This window comes from Rothia mucilaginosa ATCC 25296, assembly GCF_000175615.1.
Taxonomy (GTDB): Bacteria; Actinomycetota; Actinomycetes; order Actinomycetales; family Micrococcaceae; genus Rothia; species Rothia mucilaginosa.
Window position 1 is genome coordinate 222,009 of the sequence record NZ_ACVO01000015.1, and the last position, 18,410, is coordinate 240,418.

General features: G+C 59.1%; 16 protein-coding genes. 11 read left to right on the top strand and 5 right to left on the bottom strand.

The annotated features are described in order from the left end of the window. Nucleotides 1-3: 3 nt before the first annotated feature. Entirely contained in the window at nucleotides 4-657 is a 654-nt protein-coding gene (locus tag ROTMU0001_RS04445) for a GNAT family N-acetyltransferase (RefSeq protein ID WP_005504890.1), read from the top strand. A 103-nt stretch (nucleotides 658-760) separates the two neighbouring features. Here the strand turns inward: ROTMU0001_RS04445 and ROTMU0001_RS04450 are convergent, their stop codons facing one another. The 5 genes from ROTMU0001_RS04450 to moaA all read right to left on the bottom strand — a co-directional run bounded on the left by ROTMU0001_RS04450 (nucleotide 761) and on the right by moaA (nucleotide 5,766). After that, nucleotides 761-1,852, bottom strand: a complete 1,092-nt coding sequence (locus ROTMU0001_RS04450; RefSeq protein WP_005504892.1) for a LacI family DNA-binding transcriptional regulator — start codon at nucleotides 1,850-1,852, stop codon at nucleotides 761-763. 135 nt (nucleotides 1,853-1,987) lie between these two features. Continuing rightward, nucleotides 1,988-3,301 carry a molybdopterin molybdotransferase MoeA gene (locus ROTMU0001_RS04455; RefSeq protein WP_005508367.1) on the bottom strand — a complete coding sequence of 438 codons (1,314 nt, stop codon included), beginning with the start codon at nucleotides 3,299-3,301 and terminating at the stop codon, nucleotides 1,988-1,990. A 150-nt stretch (nucleotides 3,302-3,451) separates the two neighbouring features. Next, nucleotides 3,452-4,162, bottom strand: a complete 711-nt coding sequence (gene mobA / locus ROTMU0001_RS04460) for a molybdenum cofactor guanylyltransferase (RefSeq protein WP_005508369.1) — start codon at nucleotides 4,160-4,162, stop codon at nucleotides 3,452-3,454. Continuing rightward, on the bottom strand, nucleotides 4,162-4,428 hold the full coding sequence (locus ROTMU0001_RS04465) for a MoaD/ThiS family protein (RefSeq protein WP_005508370.1): 267 nt from the start codon (nucleotides 4,426-4,428) through the stop codon (nucleotides 4,162-4,164). Before ROTMU0001_RS04465 ends, mobA begins: the two co-directional genes overlap by 1 nt. A gap of 126 nt (nucleotides 4,429-4,554) precedes the next feature. Then, nucleotides 4,555-5,766: a GTP 3',8-cyclase MoaA gene (gene moaA / locus ROTMU0001_RS04470; protein ID WP_005508371.1), complete on the bottom strand. Its 1,212-nt coding sequence runs from the start codon at nucleotides 5,764-5,766 to the stop codon at nucleotides 4,555-4,557. Between the two features lie 232 nt (nucleotides 5,767-5,998). Here moaA and modA point away from each other — a divergent pair, with 232 nt between their 5' ends. From modA to narJ, 10 genes are all read left to right on the top strand, one after another. Next, complete coding sequence (gene modA, locus ROTMU0001_RS04475) at nucleotides 5,999-6,805, top strand: molybdate ABC transporter substrate-binding protein (RefSeq protein ID WP_005508373.1); 807 nt, start codon at nucleotides 5,999-6,001, stop codon at nucleotides 6,803-6,805. A gap of 43 nt (nucleotides 6,806-6,848) precedes the next feature. Further along, nucleotides 6,849-7,721 carry an ABC transporter permease gene (locus tag ROTMU0001_RS04480; protein ID WP_005508374.1) on the top strand — a complete coding sequence of 291 codons (873 nt, stop codon included), beginning with the start codon at nucleotides 6,849-6,851 and terminating at the stop codon, nucleotides 7,719-7,721. Nucleotides 7,722-7,845: 124 nt separating this feature from the next. Then, nucleotides 7,846-9,225 (top strand): molybdopterin molybdotransferase MoeA, encoded by a 1,380-nt coding sequence (locus tag ROTMU0001_RS04485; RefSeq protein WP_005508375.1) that lies wholly within the window; start codon nucleotides 7,846-7,848, stop codon nucleotides 9,223-9,225. 107 nt (nucleotides 9,226-9,332) lie between these two features. Beyond that, the gene (gene moaC, locus ROTMU0001_RS04490; RefSeq protein WP_005508376.1) at nucleotides 9,333-9,833 is read left to right on the top strand and encodes a cyclic pyranopterin monophosphate synthase MoaC; all 501 of its coding nucleotides are present in this window, start codon (nucleotides 9,333-9,335) and stop codon (nucleotides 9,831-9,833) included. A 65-nt stretch (nucleotides 9,834-9,898) separates the two neighbouring features. After that, nucleotides 9,899-10,417: a MogA/MoaB family molybdenum cofactor biosynthesis protein gene (locus ROTMU0001_RS04495; protein ID WP_005508377.1), complete on the top strand. Its 519-nt coding sequence runs from the start codon at nucleotides 9,899-9,901 to the stop codon at nucleotides 10,415-10,417. Continuing rightward, nucleotides 10,407-10,913, top strand: a complete 507-nt coding sequence (locus ROTMU0001_RS04500) for a molybdenum cofactor biosynthesis protein MoaE (RefSeq protein ID WP_005508378.1) — start codon at nucleotides 10,407-10,409, stop codon at nucleotides 10,911-10,913. The genes ROTMU0001_RS04495 and ROTMU0001_RS04500 overlap by 11 nt, the downstream gene beginning before the upstream one ends. Before the next feature lie 128 nt (nucleotides 10,914-11,041). Continuing rightward, on the top strand, nucleotides 11,042-12,235 hold the full coding sequence (locus tag ROTMU0001_RS04505) for a ThiF family adenylyltransferase (protein WP_005508379.1): 1,194 nt from the start codon (nucleotides 11,042-11,044) through the stop codon (nucleotides 12,233-12,235). Between the two features lie 78 nt (nucleotides 12,236-12,313). After that, complete coding sequence (locus tag ROTMU0001_RS04510; protein ID WP_005508380.1) at nucleotides 12,314-16,033, top strand: nitrate reductase subunit alpha; 3,720 nt, start codon at nucleotides 12,314-12,316, stop codon at nucleotides 16,031-16,033. Continuing rightward, entirely contained in the window at nucleotides 16,033-17,646 is a 1,614-nt protein-coding gene (narH, locus tag ROTMU0001_RS04515; protein ID WP_005504921.1) for a nitrate reductase subunit beta, read from the top strand. The genes ROTMU0001_RS04510 and narH overlap by 1 nt, the downstream gene beginning before the upstream one ends. A 3-nt stretch (nucleotides 17,647-17,649) precedes the next feature. After that, on the top strand, nucleotides 17,650-18,390 hold the full coding sequence (narJ, locus tag ROTMU0001_RS04520; protein WP_005508381.1) for a nitrate reductase molybdenum cofactor assembly chaperone: 741 nt from the start codon (nucleotides 17,650-17,652) through the stop codon (nucleotides 18,388-18,390). The last annotated feature ends 20 nt before the right edge of the window (nucleotides 18,391-18,410 follow it).

Below are 18,410 nucleotides of genomic sequence, written 5' to 3' on the forward strand. Positions count from 1 at the left end.
AATATGACCTCAGCCTCCTATACCGTCCGCACCGCCGAGTCTCATGAATATGCAGATGCGCTCGAGGTGCTGATTGCCGCATTCGACGGAGACCCCGCCATGATGGCAGTCATTGCAGGTGGTAGCCGCCGACAGGAACTTGCCAAGCTCCGCGCAATCATGACCCTGCAGGTCTACGGTAACTTCCAGGGCCGCGGACGTATCGACATTGCTATTGACAACACCACCGGAAAAATCGTGGGTGTCTGCCTCTGGAACACCCCCGAATCCCAGGAAGGTTCCTTCGCTAACGAACTCAAGCAGATTGGCGCCTACTACAAGGCGCTCGGCTGCAAGACTCTGCTGAAGGCGATCCTAATGGAGCTACATCTGCTCAAGTACCGCCCCGCGTACAAGCACTGGTACCTCTTCAACATTGGTGTTCTCGAAGAGTATCGTAGCCGGGGCATTGGTTCCCAGCTACTCGACTACGGTACCGAACGCATTGGCGACTACCCCGCCTACCTCGAAGCATCGACCTACGACAGCGCACGCCTTTACGAGCGCCGCGGATTCTTCTCCCTCGGCCCGTTCCACGGCATCTTCTCCAAGGCGCACGCCGTCGGCATGGTCTACCCTGGAACCGGCCCGGCCGAGATTGTGCAGCGCAACTCCTAAAACTTCCGGACGCTCACAAAACCGATAAATGTATATACAAAATCCGCCCCACCGTGAGCACTCGCACGGTGGGGCGGATTTTTATTCTCAGAAGACGAGATTCTTATTGGAGCTCATCCGGAGCAGACATATCAGGCTGAATCTGATCCAGATCTGGGATGGAACGCACCGTAGCCCCCAGATGGAGCTCAACGGGGAGTACATCCTCAGGCTGGCTTATCGGGGGCTGGCTGTTTGGGGGAGCAGCTTCCTCCGCGGATTCTCCCTGCTGCAGCTCAACCAACTCCAGTAGACGCTGCGCGGTACGCTTCGCTATACCCTCAATCGGCTGAACCACGGTCGCTAGTTCCGGCATGAGTAACTGAACGCTCTGCGTGCCGTCATAGCCAATCACCTGGAAATCCTCAGGAACGCGAATGCCTCGAGCACGCGCCCACCCCAGGGTGAGTGCGGCGTAATTATCGTTGGAGGCGAAGACCGCGTCCACCGGCTCGGGGCTATCGGCACGCTCATCCAGGTAGCGGTAGAGCACCTCACGCTTAATGCCCAGCGAAGGGCGGAAGCCCAGCTCTACGAACTCCGGCATGAGCCCCGCCTCAAGCATTGCCTCACGGTAGCCGCGCTGACGCTCATTGTGCTCACCCATGGTAGAAGTTACGTGCACAATATTCTGCGCACCCGTGGCGATGAGGTGCTCCGTGGCGGCGCGGGCACCTCCGTAGTTATCAGAGCGAATATTCGGATAGAAACCGCTTTCGAGACGGTCTACGGTCACTAGGGGAGCCTGCGCATGCGGAATGTTAACCAGCGCGTCTGAGTGGGCGCCGCTGATGATGCCGTCCACCTGATTGGAGAAGAGCATCTCCAGGTAGCGCTTTTCTTGCTCGGGGTGATCGTCGCTATTGCAGAGAATGACCCGGTAGCCCTCTTCGGCGAGGTAGCTTTCGAGGCGGTACACCATCTCCCCGTAGAAGGGGTTTGCGACCGTGGGGAAGATGAGGCCCACCATCTGCGAGCGCTGACCCTGTAGGCTGCGAGCGATGGCATTGGGTCTGTAGCCGAGTTCCCGCATCGCCTCGTGGACCTTGGTGCGGGTATTTTCGCTCAGGTAGCCGCGGTTATTGAGTACGCGGGAGACCGTGGTGGGGGAGACGCCCGCTAGGGCTGCAACGTCGCTGAGTTTGGGCTTTGCCACGGGGGCTCCCTTCGATATGTTAAACGATTGACATATCTTTCTACTATACCTTCTTCACAGGAGCTAACGGGGCCTCAAAAACCAGAAAAAGCGCTTTCCCCTGTGCTGCCAACCGCACCGATTTGCAGTGCCGGTCTACAGCACCGGAATAACCGGAACGCGAGCCCCCACCTCATGCGCAGAACCTCGCACCGAAGAATCATCCAACACCGCGCAGTGAGTAGCCGCCGCCAACGAGGACAACATATGCGACGCCGACTTCGGTAGAGGATACGCCACACCGTCACGCACCGACACAGGAAGCAGACGAGCCTCTGCCGGCTTACGCAACGTATCAACAGGCTCACCCAGAACCGCCGAATCCAGCTCAGGCAGAGGCATATCCCTCATACCAGCCAAAAGCGGCGGCAAATACGAATATAAAGCCGTGTACGCAGCCAAAGGATTACCCGGCAGACCCAACACAAAACGCTCACGACCCGAATTCGGGCCCGTCTCCGGAACCGGCAAACGCGCAGCCAACGCAGGATGACCCGGACGCACATCCACCGACTCAAACAGGTACGTCGCACCCATATCGTTGAGCACCTTACGCACCAAATCAACACCCGAGGTGCTCGACCCGCCCGTAAACACCAGCACACGAGCCGTCGATGTGGACAAGAACGTGCGGAACTCAGACTCAACATCCGCCAGGCGAATCGACGGGCGCGCCTCGCAGCCTGCAGAAATAATCGCATGCTCCATGAAGCCGCCAAAGGCATCACGCACCTGACCCGGCGCAGGCACACCAAAGGTAATGACCTCATTACCCGTAAACGCGCAACGCACCGGAATCGGGGCATACACCGGCAACTCATCAAAACCATTCGTGCCCAAGAACGCCGCCATACGCGCAGACACACGGTCACCGTGGCGCGCCAACAGCTCGCCACGCTCCAGCTCAGCACCGGCATGGCGAATATCAGCACCCGGTGCCGGAGGCTCAAAACCCTCCGCCATATCCAGGTAATGAATGCTCGCCTGAGTCTCCAAATGGGAACCCACGCCCGGACGAGAAGAACCCTCCGCACCTTCATACAGACGCGAATGCTCCTCACGCACAATCGCCTCGGCACCCTCCGGGATTAAACCGCCCGTCAGAATCGGGGTCGCCTCACCCGGAGCAATCGGCACCGTTAGACGGTGAATATTCGCGCGAGAATCCTCCGGGTACGCAGGAGTCACCAGACGCCACGGAGGCACACCCGCCACAGCATAGCCGTCCATCGCCGAAGAACTGTAGTGGGGCACCGGCATCACCGAATAAATATCGGCCGCCAAGTAATGGCCAATCGTCGCCAACAGCGGCAAAGATTCCGTCTTAACATGGGGCGCAACCTGCTGGCCCTCCTCATGCAGAATCTGACGGGCCTGCTGCCACGAAACAGAAGGAATATGGTGAGACATCGTACCTCGTAAAAGTGTGTGCGGGACGCGCAACAGCGCGCGAGCTCAAAAACATCGCCCGGTCGGGCGTTAAGAACTGAGACCTACCACTAGGGTACTCGTAGCTTGGCAACTAGCGCTCCCGCGCGCCTCAGATGCTAATAACTCATGCTAATAACTCGACCAGAGCGAAGTCGTATAGCCAAGAGCCTGCGCCTGCTCCCACGTATCAACATCGGCGGTATCAGCGGCAGACATCTCCACCGTCGCGGGGTTCAAACGGCGCAAAAAAGAACGAACAGAAGCGTCAGTCGTGCCGGTCGAAAAGACCGAACGGATCGCCTCAAAACGGTAAATACCCACCAGCGGCTGATAGATGCCCTCAGCAACCCCCCAGAAACCTGCAGATGCTTCAGAATCGTTGGGCGCTTCAGAATCGGTGGGGGAGGGGATAGCGGTCGCGGCCTGCTCGGCAGCCCGCGCGGCGGTAAGTAACTGCTGAACCGCCGGAGCAATACGCGGAGTATCTACGCCTAAAATCAGGCACCAGCTCGGCAGCGGCGCCTGCGAGCGCTCGCAATCGGCTGCAATACACTCCAAGCCGGCATGAATCGCCGCAGCAGGACCCGAAAACGGCGGATCCTCACGAGTACGCAACACCCCCGACGGCAACGGCAAGCTCCCAGGACCCACCACCACGCGCGGGGATGCGCTCGCCACCGCCTCCAGGGCGCAATCCAGCAGGGTGCTCGTGCCGTCAGACAGGGACGCCTTCGGCACGTGGTTCAGGCGGCGAGAAGCGCCTCCGGCAACAACGACCGCGGCGCACGAAAAATCACCCTCAGCGGCAAGCTCAGAACCGGGTATCTTATCCGCCCGCATTATCCACCCGCAAAGGGAGGCAGAACGTCCACACGATCGGCATCCTGCAGGGGCGCCTGCGCATCAGAACGGGCACCATTGACCAGGAATGAGCACTGCTCCATGACCTGCGCAAGAGTCAGACCCGAAGGGGTCGTACCCTCCAAGCTCTGGCCCAGATGCTCAATCAGTGCGCCAAGAGTTGCAGACGGCAGCTCAACCAGGGGCACCGACAGTTGCGTGGTACCCGCCGCAGAACGCGCGGCAGCGAAAAAATGAACCTGCATAATGCTCCTCAATCCTTGATCAAACTCTGAGTAGGGTAGCCGAAAGCCAGGGGGTAAGGTGGCAGTAAAATACCTTGTCCAACGCATATTTGGCTGTATATCCGGCTAATAAATAGGGTAGCTTCCTTAGCCACCAATAGCGCTCATCGAGCGGCTCGCCTTGGCGAACTCCTCAATATCGAAGTCAGCATCTTCCTTGCCGTGAGCGCGCGGCTTAAACCACATGCCTTCACGCCAACGCAGAGCCAGTTGCTGATCGTCAGCACCGGAACGCAGAAGCTGCATCAGGTCAGTCTCAGTGTCAGAGAACAAACACGAGCGAATCTTGCCGTCCGCCGTCAGACGGGTGCGGGTGCACGCATTGCAGAACGACTCCGTCACCGAAGCGATAATGCCCACACGGCCCAGCGACTCGGTACCGTCAGCCGGGAAGCCCGCCTCATCCAGGGCAGTGCCGAGCGGGTACACCTCCCACAGCTGAGCGGGGGAATCGCCACGTGCCTCAGCCACCGAACCCAGAACGTACTCAGCCGATAGCTTCTGGCGAATCTCAGCGGCAGTAATCGTGCCCTCGCGGGTCCAACGGTTATCGGCATCCAGCGGCATCTGCTCAATAAAACGCAGCTGATAGCCACCCGCCAACGCCCAGCGCAGAAGCTCCGGAGCCTGATCATCATTCAGACCCGGCATCAGCACAGCATTAATTTTGATGGGCCACAGACCAGCCTCAGCAGCACCATCAATACCCTTGAGCACGGCATCGAGCTTATCGCGGCGGGTCAACTCGGCAAAGGTTTCACGGCAAATCGTATCCAGAGAAACATTGATGCGGGTCAGACCAGCCTCCGCCAGGGCGGCGGCACGCTTCTCCAAACCAATACCGTTCGTCGTAATAGCAAGCGGAACATCCGGATGCGCCTGATGGATACGGGAAATAATGTCCACCAAATCGGCGCGCACCAGCGGCTCGCCACCGGTAAAGCGGATCTCCTCAACGCCCAGCTCAGTAATCGCAATATCGGCAAGGCGCGCGATCTCCTCGGCGGAGAGCAGATTCTCCTTGGGAAGCCACTGCAAACCATCCGCCGGCATGCAATAAATGCAACGAAGATTACATTTATCGGTCAGAGAGATACGCAGATCCGTCGCCACGCGACCCCAACGGTCCAAGAGCGGACCGCTGTTTGTAATATTCGGGAGCTTATGCTCGACCTTTACGCCGCTCTCAGATTTTTCGGGCGTAATAAAAGCAGCCCCGTTACCCTCCGCAGAAGATAAGGTGCTTAACGTTGGGCCCGCAATGAGCTCAGAAGAGGCCGAATTTGCCGTGTACGCCATGTAAAACCTATGTGGAAAATTTGCATATTTCAGGTGACAATATGATTATTCCATGTTCCGGCGCCCCGTACATAGTGTGTGCAGGGTAAGTTACAACTGCGCCACGGCAGACAACCACGACGAAGTAACGCCGCGTGTACAAGCTAGGGACGTACACGGAACGTCATACAGAGCCCGCACATGGACGCACCTCACCTTCAATAGCAGTACGAACTAACCAAGGAAATACCTCATGAAGAGCCCCCTCGCAGCCCTCAGCGCGCTTGCCGCAGCAACCCTCGCCCTCACCGGATGCGGCGCCACCCAGAGCTCCTCTTCGTCCACTGCCTCCGCATCGAGCAGCCAGGCTACCTCCGGAAAGGTCGAAGTTTTTGCCGCCGCCTCCCTGAACAACGCAGGTGCAGACCTCGAAAAGGCATACGAAGCCGCCAACCCCGGCGTAGACGTCACCTTCGTCTTTGAAGGCTCCGCAAAGCTCGTCAACCAGATCGAACAGGGCGCAACCCCCGACCTGCTCATCACCGCAGACACCAAGAACATGGACAAAGCAAAGAAGCTCGACCAGTTCTCGGCTTCCGAAACCAACGTTCTGGTCACCAACAAGCTCGTACTCGTCACCGCCGAAGGCAACCCCGGCAAGATCAACAGCCTCGACGATCTCAAGACCACCGACGGCGTCGTCGCAGTCTGCAAAGAAGACGTCCCCTGCGGCACCATCGCCCACCAGGAACTGAAGAAGCACGACATCACCCTCAAGAACGCAACCACCGAAAGCAAGGTCACCGACGTAGCCACCAAGGTCACCACCGGTAACGCCGATGCGGGCTTCATCTATACCACCGACCTCGCCGCCGCCAAGAAAAAGGGCGTCAACCTCGGCTCCGTCGAGCTGACCGATGTGGAACGCAACGAATACCCCGCAGCGCTCAGCAAGACCGGCTCTTCCTCCGAAACCGCGAAGAAGTTCAACGAATGGCTGAAGAACTCCGACGAGGCGAAGAAAATCCTCACCGAGTACGGCTTCAACACCGCACAGTAATTCAGCACCGCCACAGTAGGGAACAACCCGCGTCTCATCACCCATGACAGACACTACCGCTACCCGCCGCAACGCCGGAACCTCACGCACACCCGGAAGTAGCCTCTTCGCCTCCGTGCCCGTGCTCTTCCTGGTTCCGGCGTCGCTGGGTGTTTTCCTCATTGCCGGACCGCTCCTCGGGCTCTTCCTCAACATCCCCTGGAGCCAGCTCGGCAGCATCTTCACCCCGCAGGTGCTCGGGGCGGCAAACCTCTCCCTCAGTACTGCCGCCGCCTCCACCCTCATCTGCGGGCTTCTCGGTGCACCCCTGGCGCTCGTGCTCTCCAAAGTGCTCAACCGCTCGCGGCTACACCGATTCGGGTCAGTTCTCTACGCCATCATCTACACCCCGGTGATTCTCTCCCCGGTCGTCTCCGGACTCGGTCTGCTCTTTTTCTGGGGACGCAAAGGCATGATCGGCACCTACCTCTACCAGGCAGGAATCTCTATCCCCTTCACCCCCAACGCGGTGATTATCGCCCAAGTCTTCGTTGCCCTACCCTTCTTCGTTGCCACCGCGGTCACCACCCTGCAGGCTATTCCCCGCGAATACGAAGAAATCGCCCTCGTCGAAGGCGCTAAACCCGCAGAAATCACCTTCAAAGTGCTCCTGCCCCTCGCCGCGCCCGGCCTCGCCACCGCCTTCCTTCTCTCCTTCGCCCGAGCGCTTGGTGAATACGGCGCAACCGTCACCTTCGCCGGCAATGTGCAAGGCAAAACCCAAACCATACCCCTCGCCATCGACCTAGCCATCAACAGCAGCGACATCCCCAGCGCCCTCGGAAGCGCCCTGATACTCATCAGCCTCTACCTAGGAATCTTCGGGGTCCTCGGCCTGATCCGTGCCCTCAAAAAACTACGCGAAAGCACCCGATAAGCCGCTTCGTCACTTGCCCCACATACCGGCCGGCACACACCGGTCCTTAGGCAAAACTGCATTTACCAGTCCACAAACACACACCTACACTAGTCATAACCGCCGCCGCACGATTGGAACCGCCATGATTTCCCCCGAATTCAATGGAACCCCTAGCACCGAAGAATACCGCGCCTACCTGGCGCTCCTGCTACGCGAAGTCTTCATCGGCACAGCAGAAACGGTTCCCCTCTACCACGCGGCAGGACGCATCCTCGCCCAAGACGTCACCGCACGCATGGACGTACCCAGCTTCGACAACTCCCAAATGGACGGCTACGCACTCACCGCCGAAGCTGCAGAACGCGAAGACCGCATCTTCACCGTCGGACGTGAAATCCCCGCAGGCCGCCCCCTGCAGCGTTCCCGCTCCTCCGACGACCTGACCTACCCCATCATGACCGGCGCGCCCATGCCCAAGGGCTACGACGCCGTTATTCCCGTCGAACAGTCCGAACGCATCGAATACCCCGACCTGCCCGAATCCTTCGGCCGCCCCAGCGAAAAGGTCAAACTTGCCCCCGGCAAGCCCGGGCAGTTCGTGCGCCGCCGCGGTGAAGACGTCGTCACCGGTCAGGTCCTCGCACGCGCCGGTGAACGCGTCACCCCCGCTCTGCTCGGTGCGCTCGCATCCCAGGGCTATGCCCGCTTGACCGTCGCGGCAGGTCCCCGCGTGCTCGTCTGCACCGGCGGCGACGAGATCCTCTCCGGTGTTGAAGAAGACGGAAGCGCCACCACTCAGGAACTCGCTCAGGGCCAGATTTTTGATGCCAACGGCCCCATGCTCACCGCCATGCTCCGCGAAGACGGAGCGGAGGTGCGACGCATCGCTATCGGTGACGATCCTATCGAGCTACTGCACCGTCTCACGGCAGAATACGAGAGTTTCAAACCGGACATCATCATCACCTCGGGCGGTATCAGCCACGGTAAATACGAGGTGGTCCGCAACGCCATCGCCAAGGCACACGAAGCCGATATTCTGGTGCCCATCTCCTGGTTCGGCCACGTCAGCCAGCAGCCCGGCGGCCCCCAGGGCGTAAACGTTCTCGCTTTCAAGGGTCACCGCGTGCCCATGATTTCCTTCCCCGGCAACCCTGTGAGCACCCTCATCTCGTACGCGCTGATTCTGCGCCCCTACCTGCGAGCCGGCGGCCCCTACGGTGTGCCCCACGCGGTTGCCTCTGAACAGGCAACCCTGAACAACGCACCCCGAGGCGTGCTCGTCACCGACACCCCGCTTACCGCACCGGCGACCAAGCGCCAGTTCCTGCGCGGCACCCTCGCCATGGTCGAGGTGGAACCCGGAACCTACCGGGTGGAGCTCTACCCAGACATCCTCTCAGGCTCGCACCTGCTGCACCGCGCCGCCCAGGCGGATGTGCTCATTGAGCTGGCGCCCGGAACCACCTACACCGGGGGAGAGGCGGTACCCTACCACCGCATTCGCCTCACCGATAACTAAACGAAACGCCCCGCATTGTTCCTTGTCCGATAGACAAGGAATAATTGAGACTCACACTAAGTAACGATTCGCGGCAGAAGAATACCGCGCAGAAGCCAGGAGAAACGATGACCTCTACCTCGCAGCCCAACCAGGAACTGACCCATGTGCGCGCCGACGGCTCGGCGCACATGGTGGATGTTACGGAGAAGTCTGTCACCACCCGCACCGCCCTGGCTGAGGCGACCGTGCGCACCCGCGAAGACGTTATCGCCATGATTTTTGATGCCGATCTGCCCAAGGGCGACGCTCTTCCTGTTGCACGCGTTGCCGGCATCATGGGAGCTAAGCGCACCCCGGAAATCATTCCCCTCTGCCACCCGCTGCCCCTGGGTAAGATCACGGTGGACTTTGAGCGCGGCACCGACTTCGTGCGTATTGAGGCGTCCGTGAAGACCCGCGGCGTCACCGGCGTAGAGATGGAGGCGCTCACCGCCGTCTCCTCGGCGGCATTGACCGTTTTCGACATGATCAAGGCAGTCGATAAGTACGCCGTCATTACCGATATCCGTGTTCTGGAGAAGAGCGGCGGCAAGTCCGGCGACTGGTCCGTCCGCGAGGACTCCTAAGTTACGGCGGCACACCGCCCCCACCGATCCCACCGTCACCTGATAGATACAGAAAAGGAAAGCCAATGAGTAGCGAAGACTACACCATGCCCGAGAACCTCACCGGCCTGGTTATTGTCGCCTCCACCCGTGCAGCCCGCGGTGTGTACGAGGATAAGTCCGGCCCCATCGCCGTGGAGTGGCTGCGCTCGCGCGGCTTCGACACCCCGGATGCCGTGGTCATTGAAGACCGCGATATTGTCGAGTACTTCAACACCCTGGTGGCTGAAGGTAAGAAGAACGGTAACCTACCGACCTTCATCCTGACCAGCGGTGGTACCGGTCTGAACTCTGACGACCAGACCGTGGAGGCGGTTCGCCCACACCTGGACAAGGAAGTACCCGGCATCATGCACGCCTTCTGGATGAACGGTCTGAAGAACGTTCCCGCCGCGGTGCTTTCACGCGGCGTGGCGGGCGTCATTGACCGAACCTTCGTGATGACCCTGCCCGGTTCGCGTGGTGGTGTGAAGGACGGCGTGGCAACCCTCGACCCGCTTGTTGAGCACATTTGCCGTCAGATGGAGGACTACCATGACCACTAAGCCGCAGAACGAAGAATCCCTGGACCATTCGGGTGCGCACGGTGCTGAGCCGAGCGGCTCGACCGTGGTGTTCACCGATATTACGGAAGCGCCCCTGGAGCCGCTGTACGCGGCGGCTAAGGCTGAGGTCATGACTGACGCTATGGGTGCCCTGGTAATTTTTGACGGCATTGTACGCAACCATGATCACGGTAGTGCGGTTCGCGGGCTGTCCTATAGCGCGCATCCGCAGGTTCGTGAGTATATTGCGGAGGTTGCCGCCGAGGTTGCTGCCGAGCTGGACGGTGTGCGTCTGTGGGCTGTGCATCGTGTGGGTCCGATTGCTATTGGTGAGTCGGCTCTGACCGTGATGGCGGCGGCTGCTCACCGTGGCCGCGCGTTTGATGCCTGTGAGCTGGTGGCTGACCGGGTGAAGGCTCGTGTGCCGATTTGGAAGGAACAGGAACTGCTCGATGGAAGCATCGAGTGGGTTGGTGTGGACACTTCTCCCGCTTAGCCTTCTGAATATTCTGATATCTCTATATAAGCCTGTCAGGGGGATTTCTCTCGGGCAGGCTTATTCTCCTTGAAGCTTGGCTCTTTGAAAGCTCAAGTCACCTCTACTACTAGACGCGAGGAATCCCTATGTCTTCTCAGCCTTCAACCGGCACGGGCGAGCTCTCTGCCGCTGAGCGTGCGTTCTACTCTCGTCAGCTGATTCTGCCCGAAATGGGTTACGAGGCTCAGTTGGCGCTCAAGCGCGCACGCGTGGTGGTGCTGGGTGCTGGCGGTTTGGGCGCTCCCGCGCTACTGTACCTGGCGGGTGCCGGGGTCGGTCAGATTGTGGTGGTTGATGATGACTTCGTGGATGCTTCGAATCTGCACCGCCAGGTGATTCATACGCACGCCAGAGTGGGTAATTCTAAGGCTGAGTCTGCCGCAGAGTCTTTGCGCTCGCTGAATCCTTTTATTGAGGTTGTGCCGGTGCGTGAGCGTTTGACGGAGGCGAATGTTGATGAGCTTCTGTCTGGTGCTGACCTGGTGCTGGATGGTAGCGATAATTTCGAGTCGCGTTATGTGGTGTCGGCGGCGGCTGCGCGTGCTGGGATTGCGCATGTATGGGCTGCGATCCTTGGTTTTGATGCGCAGCTGAGTGTGTTTTGGGCTGGTCGCGGTCCGGTGTATGAGGATTTGTACCCTCATGCTCCTGCTGCCGGTAGCGTGCCGTCGTGTAGTACTGCTGGCGTGGTGGGTGCTATGGCTGGCGTGGTGGGTGCTGCGATGGCCATGGAGGCGGTGAAGCTGCTGACCGGGGTGGGGGAGCCGCTCATGGGTGAGGTTGGCCTATATTCGGCATTAAGCGGAAGGTGGGAATATATACCTCTTGTAGCTAGCGTGCAAGCTGTACCTAAGAAAAGCGCTGTTTTGCCCCAAGAAACGAGTCATAAGCCCAAAAATCATGTAACAATTCGTAATATTTCTCAGGATTTTACAAGCTCTTCTGCTGACTCGAAGCCCCGCTCGATGAGCGCTCAGGACCTTAAAAAGATGTCATCGGGTGAAAATATTGCCCTTTTGGATGTCCGTGAGCAGGTGGAGTTCAATGCCTTTGCGATTGATGGTGCCAGTAATCTACCCCTCACTGAATTGCTTGAAGCGGCTCGAAATGACTCCCTCAAAGCCCTAATTGAGCGTAAAATCCCCGCAAATGCCCAGAAAATCGTTATTTACTGCACCGGATACACCCGAACGGTTGAAGCGGCTCGTGAAATAGCGCCTCTGGAGGAGCGTTCTGTGTACATGCTTGAGGGTGGAATTTCCGCCTGGCTTACGGTCTAAAACACCCTTATTTCGCATGAATTAGGCAAGGTTTTTATCTCGTATTTTCTATGCCAAATTTCCGATATATTGGGCAGTATGGAACAAGCATCACAGATTAAGGGCCCGGATGGCCCCCTTACCGATCAGCTGATCAAGTTCGGTAAGTTCTTCTCCCGCTGGGATGAGACTGAAGACGGCCGCGCCGTCTTCCGTGAAGGCGGCCGCGAAGGTGACGCCTTCTACCGCGACCGTTGGAGCCACGATAAGGAAGTTCGCTCTACCCACGGCGTGAACTGCACCGGCTCCTGCTCCTGGAAGGTGTACGTCAAGGACGGCATTATCACCTGGGAAGCACAGGAAACCGATTACCCCTCGGTTGGTCCCGACCGCCCCGAGTACGAACCCCGCGGTTGCCCCCGCGGTGCAGCATTTTCGTGGTACACCTACTCTCCCACTCGCGTTAAGTACCCCTACGTTCGCGGTCTCCTGCTGGAGATGTACCGCGAAGCGAAGGCAATCCACAACGATCCCGTGGACGCCTTCCACTCCATCGTGTCCGACCCCGCCAAGCGTGCACGCTACGTGAACGCACGTGGTAAGGGTGGTCTGGTGCGCTCGACCTGGGCTGAGGCTCTCGAGCTGATGGCTGCTGCTCACGTGCACACCATCAAGTACTACGGTCCCGACCGTAACACCGGCTTCACCCCGATTCCGGCAATGTCCATGGCGTCCTTCAGCGCGGGTGTTCGCTACATCCAGCTGGCCGGTGGCGTCATGACCAGCTTCTACGACTGGTACGCTGACCTTCCCGTGGCTTCCCCGCAGGTCTTCGGCGACCAGACCGACGTTCCCGAGTCTGGCGACTGGTGGGACGCTACGTACCTCATCATGTGGGGCGCAAACGTTCCGCTGACCCGTACCCCGGACGCTCACTGGGTCTCCGAGGTTCGCTACCGCGGTACCAAGGTTGTCACCGTGAGCCCCGACTACGCCGACAACACCAAGTTCGCTGACGAGTGGCTGCCCGCCCAGGCAGGTACCGACGCGGCACTGGCTATGGCGATGGGCCACGTCATCCTCAAGGAGAACTATGTCGACCAGCGTGTCGAGTTCTTCGAGGACTTCTCCCTGACCTACACCGACCTTCCCTTCCTGGTCACCCTGGAAACCCGTGAAGACGGCGTTAAGGTCCCCTCCAAGTTCCTGACCGCTGCTAAGCTCGCTGGCGAGGCTGAGCAGCCGAACGCTGACTTCAAGCCCGTCCTGATGGACCGCGAGACCGGTGAGGTCTTCGTTCCCAACGGCACCATGGGTCACCGTTACGCTCAGGAAGACCAGGGCAAGTGGAACCTGGACCTGCAGGGCCGTAAGCCGATCCTGTCGATTCGCGACCTGCCCCAGGGCCAGACTGCAGCTGCAGAGATCAAGATGCCGACCTTCGACAACCCGAAGGGTCACGGCGACGTCATTACCCGCGGTGTGCCCGTAGCTTACGTTGAAGGCCACGAAGTCACCACCGTCTTCGACATCATGCTGGCACAGTACGGTGTGGGCCGTGAGGGCCTGCCCGGTACCTGGGCTAAGGACTACGAGGACTGGGACGTTCAGAACACCCCGGCATGGCAGGAGCAGATTACTTCTGTCCCCGCCGAGGCTGTTATCCGCGTTGCCCGCGAGTTCGCTAAGAGCGCCCTGGATTCCGGTGGCCGCTCCATGATTATCTTCGGTGCAGGTATCTGCCAGTGGTACCACGCTGACACCACCTACCGCTCTATTCTCGCTCTGCTGAACCTGACCGGTTGCCAGGGCCGTAACGGTGGCGGTTGGGCTCACTACGTGGGCCAGGAGAAGGCACGTCCGCTGACCGGTCTGACCAACATTGCGAACGCTCTGGACTGGAGCCGTCCGCCGCGTCACATGATCGGTACCGGCTTCTGGTACATGCACACTGACCAGTTCCGTCAGGATGCATACTCCACCGACTACCTGCAGTCCCCGCTGGCTAAGGGCGAGCTGCGCGACGTTCACACTGCTGACGTTGTGGCACGTTCTACCCGTATGGGCTGGATGCCGTTCTACCCGCAGTTCCCTGAGAACTCGCTGGACCTGGCAGACAAGGCAGAGCAGGCTGTGGCACGCGGCGAGGCTTCCTCGAACGCGGACTACATTGCACAGCGTCTGAACTCCGGTGACCTGGAGTTCTCCGTTGAGGACGTTGACAACCCCGTCAACTGGCCTCGTACCCTGACCCTGTGGCGTTCGAACCTGTTCGGTTCCTCCGCTAAGGGTGAGAGCTACTTCCTGAAGCACCTGGTCGGTAGCATGGACAACGTCCAGGGCTCCGACTCGGAGAAGCTGCCGAACGAAGTGAAGTGGGTTGAGGACGCACCTCAGGGCAAGCTGGATCTGCTGGTCACCTCGGACTTCCGTATGACCTCCACGACCCTGCTGTCTGACATCGTTCTGCCGACTGCTACCTGGTACGAGAAGCACGATATCTCCTCGACCGATATGCACCCGTTCCTGCACGCGTTCTCCCCGGCAATTGACCCGCCGTGGGAGGCAAAGACCGACCACGAGACCTTCAAGGCACTGGCGTTTGAGTTCAGCCGCCTGGCTAAGAAGCACCTCGGCGTCCGTAAGGACATCGTTTCGGTCCCGCTGTTGCACGACACCCCCGGCCAGATTGCTCAGCCCGGCGGTCACGCACCCGACTGGAAGAACACCCCCGGTATGGTGGGCGTACCCGGCAAGAACATGCCGAACTTCGTCACCGTCGAGCGCGACTACGGCGCACTGTACGACATGTACACCACCGTTGGCCCGCTGTTCGATAAGCTCGGTGCAACCACCAAGTTCATCACTTACGACCTGAAGGACGAAGTCGCGAAGATGGCTAAGGAATTCGGTGTGATGGACTCCGGTAAGGGCGCAGGCCGTCCGGCACTGGATACCGACGTGAAGATTTCTGAAGCAATCCTCATGATTTCCGGTACCTCCAACGGTGAGGTCGCTGTCAAGGGCTTCAAGGAGCTTGAGAAGCAGACCGGTCTGCACCTGATGGACCTGGCAGAAGGTAACGAGGAACGTCGTATCACCTTCCCCATGACCCAGGCCGCACCGCAGCCCGTGATGACCTCCCCCGAGTGGTCCGGTTCGGAGACCGGTGGTCGCCGTTACGCTCCGTTCACCGTCAACATCGAGAAGAAGAAGCCGTTCCACACCCTGACCGGCCGTATGCACTTCTTCCTCGACCACGACTGGATGCACGAAATGGGCGAGGCTCTGCCGATTTACCGTCCGCCGCTGGATATGACCGGCCTGTACAACGAGCCTGAGCTCGGTACTACCGATGGTGTTTCGGTTGCTGTTCGCTACCTGACCCCGCACAACAAGTGGGCAATTCACTCGCAGTACTTCGATAACCACTACATGCTGAGCATGTTCCGTGGCGGTCCGACTGCATGGATGAGCCCGCAGGACGCTGAGAAGATTGGCGTCAAGGATGGCGAGTGGATTGAGTGTGTGAACACCAATGGTGTCTTCGTCGGCCGTGCGGTTGTTTCGCACCGTATGCCCGAGGGCGTTTGCTACGTCTACCACGCTCAGGAGCGTATGGTTAGCCCGAAGTCTGAAGTCACCGGTAAGCGCGGTGGTATTCACAACTCGGTGACCCGTATTCTTCTGAAGCCCACCCACATGATTGGTGGCTACGCTCACCAGGCGTTCGCCTTCAACTATCTTGGACCGACCGGTAACCAGCGAGACATCGTCTCGTACATCCGTCGCCGTAAGTCCCAGGAGGTAACTTTCTAATGCGCGTTATGGCACAAGTTGCTATGGTGATGGCGCTCGATAAGTGCATCGGCTGCCACACCTGCTCCGTGACCTGTAAGCAGGCATGGACGAACCGAGCCGGTACCGAGTACGTCTGGTTCAACAACGTTGAGACTCGTCCCGGCCAGGGTTACCCCCGCCGTTACGAGGATCAGGAGAAGTGGAAGGGCGGCTGGGTGCTGAACAAGCGCGGTCGTCTGGAGCTCAAGAGCGGTAACCGCTTCCAGAAGCTCTTCACGATCTTCGCTTCCCCGATTCAGCCCGAGCTGAACGACTACTACGAGCCCTGGACCTACGATTACCAGAACCTGACCAGTGCTCCTCTGGGTGATGACTTCCCGGCTGCTAAGCCGGTCTCCCTCATCACCGGTGAGGACACCAAGGTCGAGTGGGGTATGAACTGGGACGACAACCTGGCTGGTGCGACCGAGTACGGTCACCTGGACCCGCTGGTTGAGAAGGTTCGCAAGAAGGCTGAGGACAAGATTAAGTTCGAGTTCGAGCAGACCTTCATGTTCTACCTGCCTCGTATTTGTGAGCACTGCTTGAACCCCTCCTGCATGGCTTCTTGCCCCTCCGGCGCTATCTACAAGCGCGCTGAGGACGGTATCGTTCTGGTTGACCAGGACCGTTGCCGCGGTTGGCGTCAGTGCATCACCGGCTGCCCCTACAAGAAGGTGTACTTCAACCACAAGACGGGTAAGGCTGAGAAGTGTACCTTCTGCTACCCCCGTATTGAGGCTGGTATTCCGACCGTGTGTGCTGAGACCTGTGTTGGTCGTATGCGCTACATCGGTATCTTCCTCTACGATGCAGACCGCGTGACTGAGGCTGCTTCGGTTGAGGACGAGAAGGACCTCTACGAGGCTCAGCTGTCGCTGATGCTTGATCCTTCGGATCCGGCTGTGATTGAGCAGGCTCGTAAGAACGACATCCCCGATGCGTGGATTACTGCAGCTCAGAAGTCGCCCGTGTACAAGCTGGCGAAGGAGTGGAAGGTGGCTCTGCCCCTGCACCCCGAGTACCGCACCATGCCGATGGTTTGGTACGTGCCGCCGCTGTCTCCGATTGTTGACCTGCTCAAGGAGCAGGGCCACGATGCAGAGAACAGCAACAACCTGTTCGGCGCTATTGAGTCTCTCCGTATTCCGGTTGAGTACCTGGCTGAGCTGTTCACCGCTGGTGACACTGAGGTTGTTACTAACGTTCTGCGCCGCCTGGCTGCGATGCGTTCGTACATGCGTGACATCAACCTCGGTGGCGAAGGCAACGAGGAGATTGCTCAGGCAGTTGGCATGACTGGTCAGCAGGTGTACGAGATGTACCGCCTGATGGCTATCGCTAAGTACAACGAGCGTTACGTCATTCCGAAGGCTCACATGGAAGACGCCCACAACCTTGAGGAAATGGGCTGCTCCCTGAGCGTGGATGGCGGACCCGGCATGTACGGCGATGCGTTCAACGACATGGAGGGTCGCCCGACCCCCGTGTCCACCGGTGTCTACGAGGCTAACAACAAGGTCAGCTTGTTCAGCTGGGACGGTTCTTCCCGTCCTGACGGCCTCTTCCCGAATACCACCGGAAAGAAGTAATAAGTGGCTGGATTCTTTTCCAAGCTCATGGGCAAGGCCGGTTCCGAGGCTGCTGTCTCGGAGCCGGCTCAGCCGGAGAACCCGTTCGATATCGATTACGGTCCCGGCGAGGATAAGGACTCGGTGATTTACCAGGTGAGCGGTATGCTCCTGGGCTACCCCGATGAGGATACTCTGAAGGTTCTGCCTGAACTGGTGGAGATTACCGCTTCCACCCAGGATGAGGCTTTCATTGCTGCCGTTGATGCGGTTCAGCAGTGGCTGACTTCTAAGGACCTGGAGGATGTGCAGTCCGAGTACGTGCAGGAGTACGACCTTTCGCGTCGTCATTCTCTGCATCTGTCCTACTGGACCGATGGCGATACCCGCCGCCGTGGTGAGACTCTTCTGCGTTTCAAGCAGATGTACCGCGACTCCGGTATGTTGACCGTTTTGAATGGTGAGCTTCCGGACTACCTGCCGCTGGTGCTGGAGTTCTGTGCGTTGGTGGATCGCCGTAAGGGCCGTTCCGCTTTGCAGGCGTACCGTCCGTCCCTTGAGCTTCTTCGTCTGTCCATGAAGGACGGAAATCTGCCCCACTACGGGTTGTTGCAGAGCATCTGCGATACCCTTCCTGGCGTCTCTCCGCAGACTCAGGAAGAGGTCCAGAAGATGGCTGGCTACGGCCCTCCCGTCGAGACTGTTGGCCTGAATGGCTACGCTGATCACCAGCTGCTCCAGCAGGCTTCGGCTCGTTCTAACTAGTTTTATCCCTTGTGAGGAGA